Genomic DNA, 16,715 nt, shown 5'->3' with positions numbered 1-16,715 from the left:
CCCACCCTACGCCTCCTCTCCCTCCACCCGTTCGAACGGCCCGATGCAGGTCTCCATCGTCTCGTCGCTGCACATCAGGAACAAGGCCCCCGACGGGTGGAAGCGCACGAAATTGGTCGCCTGGGTGCCGACCTTCATGATCTCGCCCGAGCAGTCCTTCTTGCCGTTGTCCTTCACGATGCGGTCCTCTAACTTGTAGAAGCCCTTGACGCTCGGCTTGTCGGGAATCCGGTATTCGCTTTCGGAGACTTCTTCCTTGCTGGTGACCAGGGTGGTGCCGTCGCCGCGGAAGCGGTAGGTTTCGACGCAGTGGAGTTCGGGCAGCGCCAGGCGCCAGATGCCGAGGATGGGGTGGGTCGCCAGCGGCGCGGGTGGCGCCGCCTGGACCGAAGAAGCGAGGGCAACGAGGGACATCAGCAATCCGGCAAGCGCACGCATGACAGCTCCTTCCACCACGGTTGTACCACCAATCGGTCAGACCGCAGGATGCGGGACCGGTTGCCCGTCCCGCACCCGCTTGCTGCCGGGCCCTTCTCCGGCTTCCCTGCTACGCTGCCTTCGGCTTGGCCGGACGGCGGCTGCGCGCGGCCGGCTTGCGTGCCGGACGAGCCGCGCCGCTGCGGACCGGCCTGGCGCCCTCGGCGACATTGCCGTTCACGTCGTCCTCGTGGACATCGTCCTCTTCCAGCTCGCTGTCGGCAGCATGACGGACATCGCTGGCCTCGATCCTGGCAACCGGCGCCGTGATCTCGGCCACCGGCACCTGCGCAGCCGGCGCGTCGGCCTGGCCAGATTCAGCCGCAGCCTCCACGACCGGCGCCGCCGCCTTCTTCGCGGCCGGCTTGCGTGGTGCGCGGCGACGCTCCTTCTTGGCGGGCGCCGGCGCTTCTTCCAGCACGGCCGGCTCGACGGCGGCGATCACTTCTTCCAGGGCAGCCGGCGCGGGCCAGGCCTCGGCCCCTTCGTCCACGGCCGGCTCGCTCACTGCTTCGCCCGGCCCTTCATCGGCTTGCACCGCCTCGACCGCCTCGTCCGGCGTCACCGCCACGAACGGCGCCTCGCCGCGCGCGCTCTTGCGGCCACGGCCGCCGCGGCCGCGCTTGGTCTTGCCTTCTTCCTTCGCCTCGCCTGGCGCGGCTGCCTCGTCGCCTTCGGCATGCGCGTCGGTGCCGGCCATGATGGTCTCGGCCATGCTCAAGCCCTCGGCCGGCTGCGCGGCGTTGGCGCCGCTGGTGCGGTAGACGTAGGTCCCGGATTTTTCGTCGCGGCCGAATTCGAACAGGCCGCGTACCTGCGCTTCTTCCAGCAGGTTGCCGAAGGTGCGGAAGCCGTAATACACCTCCGAGAATTCCGGACGACGGCGTTTCAGGGTGTCCTTCAGCAGCGAGGCCCAGATCTTGCCGGTGTCGCCGCGTTCCGAGACCAGCGCGTCGAAGGTCTCGACCACCATTTCCAGGGCCTGCGTCTTGCGCGCCTCGAGTTCTTCCTTGCGGCGGTCGTCGCTCGGGCGCTTGTTGTTCTGCGGGGCGGCCTTGCGTTCGTCGCGCTTGGCGGCGGCGCGGCGCACTTCGCGTACCAGGTCGTCGTAGAAGATGAATTCGTCGCAGTTGGCCACCAGCAGGTCGGACGTCGACTGCTTGACGCCCACGCCGATCACCTGCTTGTTGTTCTCGCGCAGTTTCGACACCAGCGGCGAAAAGTCGGAGTCGCCGCTGATGATCACGAAGGTGTTGACGTGCGACTTGGTGTAGCACAGGTCGAGCGCGTCCACCACCAGGCGGATGTCGGCCGAATTCTTGCCCGACTGGCGCACGTGCGGAATCTCGATCAGTTCGAAATTCGCTTCGTGCATCGTCGACTTGAAGCCCTTGTAGCGGTCCCAGTCGCAGTAGGCTTTCTTGACCGTGATGCTGCCCTTGAGCAGGAGGCGCTCGAGCACGGGCTTGATGTCGAATTTTTCGTAGTTCGCGTCGCGCACGCCGAGTGCGACGTTCTCGAAATCGCAGAACACCGCCATGCTGATGTTATCGGATGAAGCCATAGTTGTTATTTTCAGTAATTGGGAAGGACAGACACTCCGCGGATTATACGCACAACATCGGTTTGTCCCGCGCATGGCGCGGCATCGGCGGCACGAAATGCATGCCGTCTCTTGAAAACCTGTCCATGCCAAAAAATATTCTTCAATATGGAATATGCATATACAGCTCAAGCGTATACACTTGCCGGCGCGAAGTGAGTTTGTTCCTGCAATGCAATCTTTCAATCCGGAAGCTGGTATTGCGGTTCGACGCTACAACCATAGAGACAGAAGCCTGCATGAATCCATCGAAGCACATCGACGTTCGCCTGCTCAACCTCTTCCCCGGCCGGCCTTCCCGCGCCGGCAGACTCGCCTGATCCGCGCACCCTCAGCCGCACGCTCCAGGCCATGACTTCCTGCATCCACGAACGCGTCGTGCACGCGACGCCGCGCCTGCGCGCGCAGGCCGCGCTGCGCAACCTGGCGCCGCTCCTGCTGCCGATCTGCGCCCTGAGCTTCGCCATATTTGCGGGCCACGACGGCACGCGCGTCTGGCAGATGCTGGTGCTGGCGCTGCCGATCTGGTTCTGGCTGTGGTGGCCCTGCGCGACGCGCGGACGGCGCCTGGCGCAGGCCATCGTCTGCTTCGCCGCCGGCCTGGCCTTCGTGATCGACGGCGCCGTGCGCGGCTTCCTGCTCGCGGCCTACGATGCGCTGCCCAACAGTTCGATGGTGCTCAGCGCCGTGGCCAACACCACGGGCGACGAGTCGATGGAATTCGTCAGCATGTACTGGCGCGACCTGCTGGCCTGGTCCGGCTTCGCCCTCTTGTGCGGCACGCTGCTGGCCTGGGGCCTGGTGCGCTGGTGGCGTTCGCCGCCGCGCGTGCCGGAGCCGCGCGGCTGGACCATCGTGCTTGCGGCGCTGATACTGGCGCTGATCGTCGGCGCCTTCGCCAGCAAGCCCACGCGGCGCCATCATCCGCTGCTGTTCTGGCCCCAGTGGTCGCAGGACGTGACGCAATTGCGCCAGGAATGGGCCAGCCTCGGGCGCCAGCGCAGCGAACTGCTGGCCAGCGCCACGGCGCTCGCGCCGACGCTGTCGAAGAACGGTCCCGACACCCTGGTGCTGGTCATCAGCGAGAGCATGAACCGCAGTAACCTCGGCAGCTACGGCTACCAGCGCGCCACCTCGCCCGCCCTGTCCGAGCGCCAGCGCCTGCTCGGCGACCAGCTGCAGGTGTTCCGCCACGCCTGGTCGGTGAATGCCTCGACCGTGCCGGCACTGCGCAACCTGTTCTACTTCGGGTCCCCGGAAGCGCATTCGCGCGTGCACCTGCTGGCGCTGGCGCGGGCCGCCGGCTACCGCACCTTCTGGATCAGCAACCACAACGACCTCGCGATCGAGCAGGAACATGCGCGCCTGGCCGACAGCGTGCAAATCCTGAACAACATGCCGGGACGCGGCTCGCGCGCGCTGGACGGCCAGGTGCTGCCGGCCGCACGCGCCGCGCTGGCCGACCCGGCGCCGCGCAAACTGATCGTCCTGCACATGCTCGGCCTGCATCCGCACTACCGGATGCGCCACCCGGACGGCGCCAGCCCCTACGCCCACGCGCTCGACCGCGTCGACGCGCGCCTGCGCAGCGAAGGCCGCCCGGCCTGGCTGCGCGAACTGCGCAACGACTACGATTCGGCCGTGCGCTACCACGACAGCACGGTAGCAGCCACGCTCGACCTCTCGCGCCAGGCGGCGGGCAAGCAGACCTGGGTCTTCCTGTCGGACCATGGCCAGGAGGTCGGCCACACGACCGACCGCGCCGGCCACAGCGCCACCACGCCCGACGGTTACCGCATTCCGCTGATGCTGTGGAGTTCCTTCGCCGACCCGGCGCCGGGCCAGGCCCTGACGGCGCCGGTGCGCGGCGACTGGTTCGGTTTCAGCCTGGCGCGCCTGCTCGGCATCGAATGGCGCGGCGCGCATCCGGGACGGGACGTGCTCGATGGGCGTTATCGGTGGCAGGCGCCCAGCTTGCCGTTGACGATCGATTTCGGGACCTGAGGCCTGGAGAATCTGCCAACCAAGCTTGCCGAACCGAGTATAATTCCGTCCAGAAATAGTCATTGCGACTATCCTTCCCGTGGTTCACGGCTTCCTCTTCGCAGAGCCTCCCAGGCAACCACCCATACCGCATGATTGAAAAAATACTGTCCCTTGGTGTCAATACCGAGTTTGACGTTATTGCCGCGCGCCAGCGGGCGCGTCAGATTGCGGAGGCCTGCGGCTTTGGCGCCCTCGACCAGGCGCGCATCAGCACCGTCGTGTCCGAGCTGGCCCGTAACATCTATAACTATGCGCGTACCGGCTCGGTGTCGTTTGCGGTCAGCGGCGCAGTGGCGCCTCAAAAACTGCTGATCACCCTGGAAGACCGGGGCAGCGGAATCGCCGACCTCGAGCTGATCCTCGCGGGGAAGTACCGTTCGACCTCGGGCATGGGCCTGGGCATCCTGTCGGCGCGGCGCCTGATGGAAGATTTCGACATTGCCAGCAGCGCCGCCGGCACCCGCATTACCGTCGGCAAGCCCTTCCTTGTGCACACGCCCTTCATCGGTGCCGACACCTTCCGCGCCGTCGTGGCGAAGTTCGAGGCCCTGCCCGACCAGGCGGCCTTGTCGGAAGCACGCCATCAGAACCGTGAGCTGACCGATGCCCTGAGTGCCTTGCAGGCGCGGCAGGATGAGCTGCTGCTGGTGACGACGCGCCTGGAGGAACGAAATCGCAACATCGAGGCGCTCTACGATCTGCTCGACGATAAAGCCGTCGCATTGCAGCAGGCGGATCGCAGCAAGAACGAGTTCCTGGCCACGCTCAGCCACGAACTGCGCGGCCCGCTGTCGGCGGCCGGCATGGCCGCCACCCTGCTCCAGCCGGCAGGCGTGAGTTCCGAGCGCGCCAACCAGATGGGTGAACTGATCGGCCGCCAGGTCGCGCACATGAGCAGGCTGGTAGAGGACTTGCTGGACGTCTCGCGCGTCAGCCGCGGCCTGGTGCAGCTGGAGCAGGCCCCGGTGGAACTGGCCGCGATCGTGGCCGCGGCCGTCGAGCAGATGCAGTCCCTGGCGGACCGCAAACACCACCGCATCGAACAGCAACTCGGGACGACCCCCTTGCTGGTGCTGGGCGACCGCACGCGATTGATCCAGGTGCTGAGCAACCTCCTCGGCAACGCCATACGCTATACCGCAAGCGGCGGACACATCCGCATCGCACTGGAACAACGCGGGCCGATGGCGGTGCTGCTGGTAGCGGACAACGGCAAGGGCATTACAGCCGAGCTGATGCCGCGCCTGTTCGATCTCTACGCGCAGGGTGAAGTGTCGTCGGACCGCACCGACGGCGGCCTGGGACTGGGCCTGGCCCTGGTGCGCAACCTGGTCGAGGCGCACAAGGGAAGCGTGGCCGTGGACAGCGCCGGAGAAGGAAAAGGGAGTGTGTTCACTGTGCAATTACCTCTGCACATAGAGGCGAGCCTGTAGGCGCCGGCCCATGTGCAGGCTTGCGAAAGCGCGTCGCGTCTTTCTAGAGCCGGTCGAGCGTCGCGCTATCGGGCCGCCCGTCGAAGAACTCGTCGAGACAGGTCTGGAACACGGCTTCGTCGGGCGCGACGTCGTTAAACAGCGTCATCGAGGAATGGAATTTGCGGTCGTCGGGACTGTCGAAGATCTCGCCTATCGTCTTGTCGCGGTGCGATGCAACGAGGCGCGCGCATTCGCGCAGGCGCGGCCCGAGCACGGGATGCGCCAGGTAGGCGGCGGCTTCGTCCCCCGATCCGATCGCATAGGTGCGCGCCATCTCGCTCTGGCCCAGTCCGGCAATCTGGGGAAAGACGAACCACATCCAGTGGGTGCGCTTTTTGCCCGTGCGCAGCTCGGCCAGGACTTCGGAATACACGGGATCCTGGGCGCTGACGAAGCGGTCGAGGTTGAATTCATTGTCCATGGCGATCTCCCAAGAATACTTATGCTACCTCTTTCGCCGTTTTTGCTAAAGTGGCGCCACCATGACACCCGAACACCTGCTCCTGCTGCTGACACGCGAAATGCCCTACGGGAAGTACGAAGGCCGGAAAATCGCCGACCTGCCGGGCCATTACCTGGGCTGGTTTGCGCGAGAAGGCTTTCCGCGCGGCGAACTGGGCGAGCTGCTGGCCCTGATGTACGAACTCGACCATAACGACCTGCGCGCCCTGCTCGATCCGCTGCGGGGTGCGCGCTGAAGCCAGGCTTGCTCCCCTGACCGTTGCTGCTTAGCAACGATCAGCGGCCTCGACCGGCCTTGTCCCGCTCGCCGGCCACATCGAATGGCGCCCCGGGCGCGGGGCCTGGCTATAATCGGCTTCATCCCCTCCTTACCGACACTGCATGCAACCAGATCCGGCCACCGTCCCCACTGTCCTCGTCGTCGAGGACGACGAACATATTTCGCAGGTCCTGCGCTTCATGCTGGAACGGCAGGGTTACCAGGTCGTACACATGGCCGACGGGCGCGCCGCGTCGCAGCACGTCGCCACCTCGAATCCGCCGGCCCTGGTCCTGCTCGACGTGATGCTGCCGTATGTCGACGGCTTCGAGATCGTGGGGCAGATCCGGGCCAGGGACAGCTGGCGCGATGTGCCGGTGCTGATGCTGACCGCCAAGAACACCGAGCGCGACACCGTGCGCGCGCTCGACGCCGGCGCCAGCGACTTCGTCATCAAGCCCTTCCAGCCGCAGGAACTGCTGGCACGCGTGCGCCGCTATCTCCGCCCCAGCGCCTGACGGGCGCGAGGACAGCCCAGTTGACCTTGGCCCCCCATTCCGACCCCTTCGTCGCCGCAGCCATCTGGACCGGCTTCGCGGCGCTGATCCTGACCTTGCTGCTGGCCCTGCAGATCATCGCCATGCGCATGATGCTGCGCCGGCGCCAGCGCAGCGATGCGCGTGCGCTGAGCCGCTGGCGTCCGCTGCTCAACGCCGCCATCGTGGGCGAGATGCCGGCCACCCTGCCCCCGCTGCGGCGCGGCGAACGCCTGCCCTTCCTGCGCCTGTGGGCGCACCTGCAAGGTTCGCTGCGCGGCGAAGCCAACGAGGCGCTGAACGAAGTCGCGCGCCGTCTCGGGATCGACGCCTATGCGCGCGGCCTGCTGGGACGCGGCAGCCGTCCGGCGCGCCTGCTCTCGGCCCTGGTGCTGGGCCACCTGCACGACCTCGATGCCTGGCCCGGCCTGCTGCGCATGGCCGGACAGCCGGACAATACGGTGTCGCTCACGGCCTTGTGGGCGCTGGTGCGGATCGACCCGCAGGCCGCAAGCGACTACATGGTGCCGCTCTTTATCGCGCGCGAGGAATGGGCGCTGTCGCTGGCGGCCGGCATCCTGCAGCAGGCGACCGAACCGGCGGCCCGTGCGCTCACGCGCCTGCTGCCGCAGCTGGGCGAAGACAAGCTGCCGCGCGCGCTGCGCATCGCCGAGGCGCTGCACCTGGCGCTGCCGGCCGGCGTGCTGAAGTCGGCCCTGGACAGCGGGTCGATGCCGGTCGTGATCGCCGGCCTGCGCGGCGTGCGTACGCCCGAGACCCTGCCGGAGGTGCGCGCCCTGCTGGCGCACGAGGACTGGCAGGTGCGGGTGCAGGCCGCGCGCGCCCTGGGCCGGGTCGGCGAACGCGGCGACGCCGAGCGCCTGGTACAGCTGCTCGGCGACCGCGAATGGTGGGTGCGCTACCGCGCCGCCGAGGCCCTGCTCGAACTGCCGGCGCTCACGCGCGCCGACCTGGAGGCCTTGCGCGCCTCCCTCACCGACCGCTTCGCCGCCGACATGCTGTCGCAGGCGATGGCCGAAAGCGCTTCCGTATGAATACCTATCATGTCGTCATCACCTTCGTCACCTGGTTCGTGCTCTGCTTTTTCGTGGCGCTCAACGGCGGCTACCTGCTCCTGAACCTGTTCTCGCTGCGCGCCCTGCACAAGCGCGGCCAGGAGCAGTTCCTGGGCGACCTGCCGCGCGCCTATTCCGGCCTGGAGCCGCCGGTCAGCATCCTGGTCCCGGCGTATAACGAAGAGGCGACGATCGCCGCCTCGATCCGCTCGATGCTGCAGCTGACCTATGCGGAATTCGAGATCGTGATCATCAACGACGGCTCGAAGGACGCCACCCTGGACGTGTTGAAGCGCGAGTTCGCGCTGCTGCCCTTCCCGGAAGCTTACCGGCGCACGATTCCGACGAAAGAGGTGCGCCAGATCTACCGCTCGACGCGCTACCCGAACGTGCGCGTGATCGACAAGGTCAACGGCGGCAAGGCCGATTCGCTCAACGCCGGCATCAACGCCTCGCGCTATCCGCTGTTCTGCGGCGTCGACGCCGACTCGATCCTGCAGCGCGACAGCCTGGCGAAGGTGACGGAACCTTTTCTCCGCGACCCGACCATGGTGGCTACCGGCGGCACGGTGCGCGTCGCCAACGGCTGCGAGGTCTCCGGCGGTTTCCTGACGAAAGTCGGCCTGCCGCGCAGCCCGCTGGCGCTGTTCCAGGTCGTCGAATACCTGCGCGCCTTTCTCTTCGGGCGCCTCGGCTGGTCAGCGCTGAACGGCATGCTGATCATCTCCGGCGCCTTCGGCATCTTCCGCAAGGACGCGGTGGTGCTGGCCGGCGGCTACCGGCCCGACACCATCGGCGAAGACATGGAACTCGTGGTGCGCATGCACCGCACGCTGCGCGCAAAGCGCCAGCCCTACCGCATCGAGTTCGTGCCCGATCCGGTGTGCTGGACCGAGGCCCCGGAAGACCTGGCGACCCTGAAAAACCAGCGCGTACGCTGGCAGCGCGGCCTGGCCGAGAGCCTCAGCGCCAACTGGGGCCTGATGTGTTCGCGTAACGGCGGCGTGGCCGGCTGGGTCGCCTTTCCGTTCATGCTGTTTTTTGAATGGCTCGGGCCGGTGATCGAACTGGGCGGCTATATCTTCATGGTGTTCGCCTTCCTCACCGGCGCGATTTCGTGGGAAGCCTTCGGCGCCTTCCTGTTCGTGGCGCTGGGGCTGGGCATCCTGCTGTCGGCCTCCGGGCTGCTGCTGGAGGAGATGTCCTTCCACCTCTACCCGCGCGGCAAGCAGCTCTTGATGCTGGGACTGGTCGTGATTCTCGAGAACTTCGGCTACCGGCAACTGAATACCTGGTGGCGCCTGGTCGGCCTGTGGCGCTGGGCGCGCGGGAAGGAATCGACCTGGGGCGCGATGAAGCGCAAGGGCATCGGCGAGGAAGCCGCCGGCGTGCCTCCACCTTCGGCATGAAACGGCTGCTGGTGGCCCTGGCGATCCTGATGTCATCCTCCGCCCACGCCGGCACCCTGCACCTGTGCCCGGCAGCGGGGGCGCCGCAGGACGGCGTGCGTGCCACCCTCCCCGACGGCACGGTCCTGGTCGCGAACGCGGCGCCGCAGCTGCCCGGCTGCCGCGCCACCAGCCTCGGGCTCGACGCGGCCCTTGTGGACAGCCTGTACCCGCTGCCCGCCGGCGACACGCCGGCACGCACCATCCTGCTCTACGGCGCGGCCGGCAAGGTCCCCTTCCGGCCGGCGAACCACGACCTGCCCCAGCCGGATCGCCCCGGCACTGCGCCGCAACGGCACTCGATGCCGCTGCACGCCAACCTGCTGAAAGAGGCGCGGGTGCGGCCGTTCGGGGTCGAGGAGCGGGTGCGCATCGAGCACGCGGACGGCAAGCTGCGCCTGGTGTGCGGGCCCGGCCAGCGTGCCGCCGGCGTGCTGGTCGACGGACCGTGGCAGCTGCCGCTCGCGGACCTGCGCCTGGCGGCGCGCTACAGCGCCAGCGGCGATTTCGCCCTGCAGGCAGCGGACGATTCGTCGGAGGCGCGCGAAGCGTCGTACCCGCTCGGCGCGCTCGCCGCCACAGGGCGCGAAACGGTGCTGGCCTTGCCTGCTCGCCTCGAGCGTGCCAGCTGGCGCCAGTTCGTGCTCTTGTGCCCCTCGGGCGCTGCCACCCTCACGCTCGAGCACCTGGCGCTCGAACCGGTCGCCGGCAAGCCGCAGCCGCGCGCGGCCTGGATCTGGGAGCGCACCCAGTGGAGCGATGCGCCGGACGCGCTGCTCGCCTGGGCCGGGCGCGAGAAGATCGGCGAACTGTTCATCGTGGTGCCGCTCGACGGCCCGGCGGTACGCGAACCGGACAGGCTCGCCGCCTTCTTGCGCCGCGCCCACCGCGCCGGCATTGCGGTGACCAGCGTCGAGGGCGATCCGCACATGGTACTGCCTGCGCAGCGCGCGGCCACCGTGGACCGCGCCCGCGCCTATGCGGCGTACAACCGCGCCGCCGCGCCCGAGGAGCGGCTGCGCGCCATGCAGTTCGACGTCGAACCCTATCTGCTGGACGACGCCGTGCTCGACCCGGCCGCGCGCGAGCGCGAATACCTGGCGATGGCCCGCGCGCTGCACGCCGCGGCCGCCGGCACGCCGCTCGAATTCGTCGTGCCTTTCTGGTGGTCGGACAAGCGCGCGCTGCTGGACGGCCTGGCCGCGGCCGCCGATGGGCTGGCCGTGATGGATTACCGTACCGATCCGGACCAGATCGTCCGCTTCGCCGTGCCCTTCCTCGACTGGGGCCGGCTGCACGGCAAGCGCGTGCGCATCGCGCTGGAGGCGGGGCGCGTGGCGCCGGAACTGCAGCGGCGCTATGTGCGGGCAGACGCCGGCGAAGCGGGTTCGCTGCTGCTGGCCCGCGCCGGCGATACGCAGGTGCTGGTGCTGCTGCGCCAGCCGGTGAAGACAGCATCCGGCACCCTCTTCCTCCTCTCCGGCGAACGCACGCTCGACGGCGGCGCCACCAGCTTTTACAAGGACCGCGCTCGCCTGCGTACGCTGCTGCCGGGGCTGGAACGCGATTTTTCCGCCTGGCCCAGTTTCGGCGGCGTTGCCCTGCACGGCTGGCGCTAGATTCAGGCGCGCCTTCGGTGTTACGCCGGCGGCAGGTCGACGTGGAAAACGGTGCCCTGCCCCTGCTGCGTCTCGAAACTGATCTGCCCCCCGTGTTCTTCGACCAGGCTCTTGCTGATCGACAGGCCCAGCCCCGTGCCGCCCTTCTGGCGGGTGTCGGCGCCGTCGGCCTGGGCGAAGCGCTGGAACACGCGCGGCCGGAAGGCCGGCGGGATGCCGGCGCCCTGGTCGCGCACCGACAGGCGTGCGCCGTCCGCATGCCGGCACAGCGCCAGCGTCACGGCCCCGCCGCGCGGCGAGAACTTGACCGCATTCGACAGCAGGTTCGTCAACACCTGCACCAGGCGGTCCTGGTCGATCGTCGCCGACAGGCCGCGCGCCGCCTCCTCGCAGTCGAGCTGGAGCCTGACGCCCAGTTGATCGGCATAGGCCTGCATGCCGGCCAGCGCATGTTCGGCCACCGGCAGCAGCGGCTGGGCGTGGCGCTCGAAGTGCATGCCGCCGGCCTCGATCTTCTGGATGTCGAGCACGTCGTTCACGAGGCGCACCAGGCGTTCGCAGCTCTCGTTCGCAATCCGCACCAGGCCCGCCACATCGGGCGGCAGGTCGCCGGCGATGCCGTCGGCCAGCATCGACAGCGAGGCGCGGATCGAGGTCAGGGGCGTGCGCAGTTCGTGCGAGACGGTGGCCACGAACTCGCTTTTCAGCTGCTCGACTTTCCTGCGCTCGGAGATATCGTGCAGGAAGACGGCGAAGAAACTGCCCTCGCCCCCTTGCGCCAGGCCCGCCGTCATCTCGATCGGGAACTCCACGCCCTGGCGGTCGATCACCACGCGCTCCACGCGGCGCTCCAGCAGCGGGCTGTAGCCGGTGGCGCGCACCATCTCGATGGCTTTATGGGTGCTGGGGCGGAAGCGCTCGGGCACGATCAGTTCCGGCATCGGCCAGCCCAGCACCTCGGCACGCTTCCAGCCGAACATGCGCTCGGCGGCGCTGTTCCAGTCCGTGACCAGGCCGCGCATGTCGACCCCGACGAAGGCATCCTGGGCCGCCTCGACGATGGCACCGATGCGCTGCTCGCTGGCGCGCACCGCGACCAGGGCGCGTTCGAGTTCGCGGGTGCGGTCCTCGACCCGCGCCTCGAGGCTGGCGTTCACGTCCCGCAGTTCGTGGCGGCGCCGGCGCAGGTCGCTGAGCAGGGCGTTCAGGGTCGCCGACAGCGTCTCGACCTCGACATAGCTGCCCGCGCCCGAGGCCAGCTGGACGTTCTCGCCGCCGCGAATGCGCTCGGCCTCGCTCACCAGCCGCCCGAGCGGGCGCGTGATGTAGCGCGCCAGCACCACGCCGACGATCGAGAACAGCGCCGCCAGCGCCAGCCCGCTGACCAGGGCGCGCCGGCGCAGCGCCTTGGCAGGCGCGTAGGCTTCCAGCTCGGCCTGGCGCACCAGCACGGTCCAGCCGAGGCCCGGATAGTCCTCGAAACCGTGGCTGCGGCTGAAGCCGACGAGATAGGAGGTGCCGTCCGGCCAGCGCTCGACCAGGTAGCCGGCATCCTGGCGCTGGGCCGCGCGCAGGCTGGCGAGATCGAGCGTCTTGCCCTGCAGGCCGGCGGGGCCGAGCAGCACGCTGCCGTTGCTGCCGACGATCAGGGCGTCGACCTTGCCGCGCGTGGCCAGCGGCGCGATCACCGAGCGCTCGATCGAGCGCGCCCATTGCCAGGACAGGTGGGCGCCGAGCACACCCAGCGTCTTGCCCTGCGCATCCTTGTAGGGGAAGGCAAGGTCGACGAAACGGCGCGGTTCGCCGTCCTGGCGCGGCAGCAGTTTCGCCAGCAGCAGCGCCTCGTGCACGTCGCCGACGTAGATGCCCTTCTGCGCGTTGCGGAACCAGGGCCGCTGCGACACATCCGCGCCCTCCAGCAGGCCGCCGGCGGCCACCTGCACCCGTCCGTCGAGGCCGGCCATGCCGATCCAGTCGTAGAAACCGTAGGACTCGCGGATGCTGTCGAGCACGGCGCGGCGGTCGGCCAGGGCGTTGCTGCCTGGCGCCAGGTCGCGCCGCTGCGCCAGCAGCTTGACCTCGCGGTAGCGCGTGTACATGCCGCGGTCGAGCTTGTCCGCGGCCTGCACCGCCAGCTCGCGCAGGCCGTTGCCGATGCTGGTCTCGATTTGCCCGGTGGCCGCCACGTCGACCACCTCGACCATCAGCACGGTGAGGATGATCGACAGCAGCGAGAAGGCCAGCGCCAGCCAGGTACCGAGGCCGCGCCGTGCCGGCCTGCGGCTTGCGGGCGCGGGATCGCTCTGCTGTTCGGGAAGGGAGGTCGGGGAACGGTCCATGGGCATCGGATGATTTACTCTGGTGCAAGAGTAACATGCGGACGATGCCCGCAGGCCGGCGCCGCCATCGAATGCACGGCCGCGGCCGATTTCTCTTATACTTACCGGTTACATCCACCGTAACAGAAACAGCATGTCCAATACCGCCACGCCCGCCGCTCCCCTGCTCGACTATGTCACGTCCTGCGCGCTGCCCACTCCCTGGGCCCAGTTCACGCTGCACGCCTTCGTCGAGCATTCGACGGGCAAGGAACACCTGGCGATGGCGCTGGGCGATATCGACAGCGGCGAGCCGGTGCTGGCGCGCGTCCACTCGGAATGCCTGACCGGCGACGTGCTGTTCTCGCAGCGCTGCGATTGCGGCGCCCAGCTCGAGGGCGCCCTGAAACGCATCTCCGCCGAAGGCCGCGGCGTGCTCCTCTACCTGCGCCAGGAAGGGCGCGGGATCGGCCTGGTGAATAAAATCCGCGCCTACCGCCTGCAGGAAGCCGGCGCCGACACGGTCGAAGCGAACCTGCAGCTCGGTTTCCACGCCGATGCCCGCAACTACGAACTGTGCCTGCCGATGCTGGAGCAGTTCGGCATCAGCCAGGTCAAGCTGATGACCAACAACCCGCGCAAGATCGACGCCCTGACGCGCCTGGGCATCGAGGTGACGGAACGGGTACCGCTGCTGGTGAACCGGAATGCCTTCAATACCGGCTACCTCGACACCAAGCAGGCCAAGCTGGGCCACATGATGAGCCCCCAGGCCGCGCTGGTTCCCGAGGATGGCGAACTGTAAGGTTCTGCACGCAAATTAGTGGCAAGATAGCAGTACCGACTTCTGATACGGACTGCTGACTGTGCAGGGCGGCATCGCCCGGGCGATGCCGCCTGCGCCTTGCCACTGCCATGAAACTTGCCGCCAGTCTCCTGTTGACTTGCTGTCTCGGCGCTGCCCTTGCCGCCCCGGCGGGCGAGCGCGCGGCAGCACGTTCCCAGTCCACCTCGCCAGCGCCGGCAACGGCCGCCCCGGTGCCGCCCCTGGTCGTGCCGCCGGCCACGCCGCCCGGCACCACGCCGAGCGCCCCCGGTCCCGGCGAACTCGATACCACGACGCCCCTGCCGCCGCCCTCCTCGGCGGCGCAGCAACTGTATTCCTCGGCCCAGGCCGACCTGCTGCAGATCCGCATGCTATTGCGCAACGGACGCACCCAGTCCACCGTCGGCTCGGGCTTCATGGTGGGAACGAGCAACCTGGTGCTGACGAATTACCACGTGGTTTCGCAGATGGCGCTCGATCCCGAGGTGTATGCGGGCGAGTTCGTCGACACCGACGGCAAGCAGGGGCCGGTCGAATTGCTGGCGGTGGACGTGCTGCACGATCTCGCGGTGCTGCGCGTGCACCGCAACGGCAGCGGTTTCTTCATCGTGCCGGAAAAGCCGGTCAAGCTGATCCAGGGGCAGGACCTGTACTCGCTCGGCAATCCGCTCGACCTGGGCTTCGCCATTTCCGAAGGCGCCTACAACGGCGTGGTCAGCCGCAGCTTCTACGACCAGCTGATTTTCAGCGGCCCCATCAATTCGGGCATGAGCGGCGGACCGAGCGTGACGGCGAGCGGTACCGTCGCCGGGATCAATGTCTCGAAACGGCGCGACGGCGAAGCGGTCAGCTTCCTCGTGCCGGTGAAATATGCGCAGGAATTGCTGCGCCGGGTGGCCAGCCAGCCGGCGGCCCCGAAGGACTTCAATCCCCTCATTGCCGAGCAATTGCTGGCGCACCAGCGCGCGATGGTCGGGCGCCTGCTCGACACCCCCTTCTCGATCAAGAGCATGGGTCCCTACCGGGTACCGGTGCGCGAATCCGGCCAGGTGCGCTGCTGGGGCCGCTCGAACTTCATGGCCGAGGCCTCCTTCAGCTCGGACACCCTCAGTTGCGCGATGGAGTCGGCCATCTATGTATCGGACACCCAGCAGACCGGCCAGGTGTCGATGAGCCACCACTACCTGCGCTCGGCCAGCCTGCATCCGCTGCGCTTCGCGGCCCTGGCCAGCAGCCAGTTCGGCGTCGACCGCCTGGGACGGGCGCGCGACGTGCGCCTCACCAGCCCGCGCTGCAGCGAACGCTTCGTGCATTCGAACACGCTGCCGCTGCGCGCCGTCACCTGCGTGCGCGCCTACCGCAAATTCCCGGGGCTGTACAACTTCACGCTGCTCACCGCCAGCACCGACAATCCGCAGGCCAGCCTGCAAAGCCGGCTCGACGTGTCGGGCGTGTCGTACGATAACGGCATGCGCGTGGCCCGCGCTTTCCTCAGCGCGCTCGGGCGCAGCGGAAAGTTATGAGTAATACCGTATGAAGGGGCCGTGGTTCATCGAAACCCTCGCCCGCAACGGCGACGTGCTGCACCGCCATCGTGTGGAGAAACTGCCGATCCGCATCGGGCGCGGCTACGACAACGATTACATCCTCGACGATCCCTATGCCGCCCCGCATCACGCGCAGGTCGACGCCGGTGAAGACGGCGCCCTGCTGCTGCGCGACCTCGGCACGCGCAACGGCGTGGTCCATGCGGGCAAGCGCAGCGAGCGGCTCGCCCTCGGCGGCAATACGGTCGTACGGCTGGGACACACCACGCTGCGCATCCGCGCCGCCGACTTCCCGGTGCCGGCCGAACTGCGCGACCGCACCATGCACGGCTGGGAAGGCGCGCTGCCGGGCATGGCGGGCACCCTGCTCATCGCCATCGTGGCGCTGTTTACGATGTGGCTGGCCGATACCCAGGCGTATCGCCCGTTCCGCTACCTGCTGGCGCTGGCCTACGGCCTGGGCGCCGGCCTGGTCTGGAGCGGCCTGTGGGCCTTCGGCAACCGCCTGTTCGGACGCCATGCGCGGCTCGGCCGCCACCTGTTCATTTTCGGCTGCGGGGTGGCGGCGCTGATGCTGTACCAGCTGGTCTCGAGCGCCATCGGTTACGCGTATTCGATCGAACTCTTCACCCGCTACGGCTCGCATGTCGCGATCGCGCTGGTGGCGGGCATGGTGTATTTTCACCTGGCGACCGTGAAGCCCGAGCCGCGCCGGCGCCACGCGCTCACCTGCGCGGCACTGGCACTGCTCGGTTCGGGACTGGTCCTGATCAGCAACGAGCAGCGCAATGGCCGCCTGGCCGACGAACTGTACATGTCGGTGCTGCTGCCGCCGGGGATGCGCGCCACGCCCGATTCCAGCGTGGACGAATTCATGACGGACGTGGCGGCGATGAAGGAAAAGCTGGACCGCGAGCGGCGCGACAGGGATGGTGGCGGCGAGGCCGGATGAGTTCACCCGGCCGCCGGCGGAGTTGGCCAGACCCCGCCGCCGCCCTTTCCTGCCCGCGACGCATCACGTAG

At 68.2% G+C, this 16,715-nt stretch carries 14 protein-coding genes; 10 read left to right on the top strand and 4 right to left on the bottom strand.

Features of this window, described 5'->3' with window-relative positions:
* Positions 1-6 precede the first annotated feature (6 nt).
* Positions 7-438 (bottom strand): hypothetical protein, encoded by a 432-nt coding sequence (locus ACI48I_RS06240; RefSeq protein WP_227496400.1) that lies wholly within the window; start codon positions 436-438, stop codon positions 7-9.
* Positions 439-547: 109 nt separating this feature from the next.
* Positions 548-2,041, bottom strand: coding sequence for an NYN domain-containing protein (locus tag ACI48I_RS06235; RefSeq protein WP_498573642.1), 1,494 nt, complete (start codon positions 2,039-2,041; stop codon positions 548-550).
* 390 nt (positions 2,042-2,431) lie between these two features.
* Here ACI48I_RS06235 and ACI48I_RS06230 point away from each other — a divergent pair, with 390 nt between their 5' ends.
* Entirely contained in the window at positions 2,432-4,084 is a 1,653-nt protein-coding gene (locus tag ACI48I_RS06230; protein ID WP_498573641.1) for a phosphoethanolamine transferase, read from the top strand.
* 131 nt (positions 4,085-4,215) lie between these two features.
* Positions 4,216-5,559 (top strand): ATP-binding protein, encoded by a 1,344-nt coding sequence (locus ACI48I_RS06225; RefSeq protein ID WP_498573640.1) that lies wholly within the window; start codon positions 4,216-4,218, stop codon positions 5,557-5,559.
* 43 nt (positions 5,560-5,602) lie between these two features.
* Here ACI48I_RS06225 and ACI48I_RS06220 read toward each other — a convergent pair whose 3' ends face one another.
* Complete coding sequence (locus ACI48I_RS06220; RefSeq protein ID WP_498573639.1) at positions 5,603-6,022, bottom strand: DUF1810 domain-containing protein; 420 nt, start codon at positions 6,020-6,022, stop codon at positions 5,603-5,605.
* A gap of 61 nt (positions 6,023-6,083) precedes the next feature.
* Here ACI48I_RS06220 and ACI48I_RS06215 point away from each other — a divergent pair, with 61 nt between their 5' ends.
* From ACI48I_RS06215 to ACI48I_RS06195, 5 genes are all read left to right on the top strand, one after another.
* Complete coding sequence (locus ACI48I_RS06215; RefSeq protein WP_193685071.1) at positions 6,084-6,299, top strand: DUF3820 family protein; 216 nt, start codon at positions 6,084-6,086, stop codon at positions 6,297-6,299.
* A 145-nt stretch (positions 6,300-6,444) separates the two neighbouring features.
* The gene (locus ACI48I_RS06210; RefSeq protein ID WP_498573638.1) at positions 6,445-6,840 is read left to right on the top strand and encodes a response regulator transcription factor; all 396 of its coding nucleotides are present in this window, start codon (positions 6,445-6,447) and stop codon (positions 6,838-6,840) included.
* Between the two features lie 20 nt (positions 6,841-6,860).
* Positions 6,861-7,913 (top strand): HEAT repeat domain-containing protein, encoded by a 1,053-nt coding sequence (locus ACI48I_RS06205; RefSeq protein WP_498573637.1) that lies wholly within the window; start codon positions 6,861-6,863, stop codon positions 7,911-7,913.
* Positions 7,910-9,343 carry a glycosyltransferase family 2 protein gene (locus ACI48I_RS06200; RefSeq protein WP_193685068.1) on the top strand — a complete coding sequence of 478 codons (1,434 nt, stop codon included), beginning with the start codon at positions 7,910-7,912 and terminating at the stop codon, positions 9,341-9,343. Before ACI48I_RS06205 ends, ACI48I_RS06200 begins: the two co-directional genes overlap by 4 nt.
* Positions 9,340-11,001, top strand: a complete 1,662-nt coding sequence (locus tag ACI48I_RS06195) for a hypothetical protein (RefSeq protein WP_498573636.1) — start codon at positions 9,340-9,342, stop codon at positions 10,999-11,001. Before ACI48I_RS06200 ends, ACI48I_RS06195 begins: the two co-directional genes overlap by 4 nt.
* Positions 11,002-11,021: 20 nt before the next feature.
* On the opposite strand, the gene ACI48I_RS06190 is transcribed toward ACI48I_RS06195, so the two are convergent.
* Positions 11,022-13,340, bottom strand: a complete 2,319-nt coding sequence (locus tag ACI48I_RS06190) for an ATP-binding protein (protein WP_498573635.1) — start codon at positions 13,338-13,340, stop codon at positions 11,022-11,024.
* Positions 13,341-13,473: 133 nt separating this feature from the next.
* Between ACI48I_RS06190 and ribA the strand changes: the two genes are divergently transcribed.
* The 3 genes from ribA to ACI48I_RS06175 all read left to right on the top strand — a co-directional run bounded on the left by ribA (position 13,474) and on the right by ACI48I_RS06175 (position 16,644).
* The gene (gene ribA, locus ACI48I_RS06185; protein ID WP_498573634.1) at positions 13,474-14,124 is read left to right on the top strand and encodes a GTP cyclohydrolase II; all 651 of its coding nucleotides are present in this window, start codon (positions 13,474-13,476) and stop codon (positions 14,122-14,124) included.
* 110 nt (positions 14,125-14,234) lie between these two features.
* Entirely contained in the window at positions 14,235-15,668 is a 1,434-nt protein-coding gene (locus tag ACI48I_RS06180; RefSeq protein ID WP_498573633.1) for a S1 family peptidase, read from the top strand.
* Between the two features lie 10 nt (positions 15,669-15,678).
* Positions 15,679-16,644, top strand: a complete 966-nt coding sequence (locus ACI48I_RS06175; RefSeq protein WP_193685063.1) for an FHA domain-containing protein — start codon at positions 15,679-15,681, stop codon at positions 16,642-16,644.
* The last annotated feature ends 71 nt before the right edge of the window (positions 16,645-16,715 follow it).

The organism is Massilia sp. LXY-5 (assembly GCF_059801075.1).
The sequence above is the reverse complement of the archived record's forward strand: the minus strand, read 5'-3'. Positions and strand labels throughout refer to the sequence as shown.

What these genes read in the sequence shown, in the direction of transcription:
- ACI48I_RS06240 (WP_227496400.1), bottom strand. Translation starts at nt 438, where the DNA reads ATGCGTGCGCTTGCCGGATTGCTGATGTCCCTCGTTGCCCTCGCTTCT.
- ACI48I_RS06235 (WP_498573642.1), bottom strand. Translation starts at nt 2,041, where the DNA reads ATGGCTTCATCCGATAACATCAGCATGGCGGTGTTCTGCGATTTCGAG.
- ACI48I_RS06230 (WP_498573641.1), top strand. Translation starts at nt 2,432, where the DNA reads ATGACTTCCTGCATCCACGAACGCGTCGTGCACGCGACGCCGCGCCTG.
- ACI48I_RS06225 (WP_498573640.1), top strand. Translation starts at nt 4,216, where the DNA reads ATGATTGAAAAAATACTGTCCCTTGGTGTCAATACCGAGTTTGACGTT.
- ACI48I_RS06220 (WP_498573639.1), bottom strand. Translation starts at nt 6,022, where the DNA reads ATGGACAATGAATTCAACCTCGACCGCTTCGTCAGCGCCCAGGATCCC.
- ACI48I_RS06215 (WP_193685071.1), top strand. Translation starts at nt 6,084, where the DNA reads ATGACACCCGAACACCTGCTCCTGCTGCTGACACGCGAAATGCCCTAC.
- ACI48I_RS06210 (WP_498573638.1), top strand. Translation starts at nt 6,445, where the DNA reads ATGCAACCAGATCCGGCCACCGTCCCCACTGTCCTCGTCGTCGAGGAC.
- ACI48I_RS06200 (WP_193685068.1), top strand. Translation starts at nt 7,910, where the DNA reads ATGAATACCTATCATGTCGTCATCACCTTCGTCACCTGGTTCGTGCTC.
- ACI48I_RS06195 (WP_498573636.1), top strand. Translation starts at nt 9,340, where the DNA reads ATGAAACGGCTGCTGGTGGCCCTGGCGATCCTGATGTCATCCTCCGCC.
- ACI48I_RS06190 (WP_498573635.1), bottom strand. Translation starts at nt 13,340, where the DNA reads ATGGACCGTTCCCCGACCTCCCTTCCCGAACAGCAGAGCGATCCCGCG.
- ribA (WP_498573634.1), top strand. Translation starts at nt 13,474, where the DNA reads ATGTCCAATACCGCCACGCCCGCCGCTCCCCTGCTCGACTATGTCACG.
- ACI48I_RS06180 (WP_498573633.1), top strand. Translation starts at nt 14,235, where the DNA reads ATGAAACTTGCCGCCAGTCTCCTGTTGACTTGCTGTCTCGGCGCTGCC.
- ACI48I_RS06175 (WP_193685063.1), top strand. Translation starts at nt 15,679, where the DNA reads ATGAAGGGGCCGTGGTTCATCGAAACCCTCGCCCGCAACGGCGACGTG.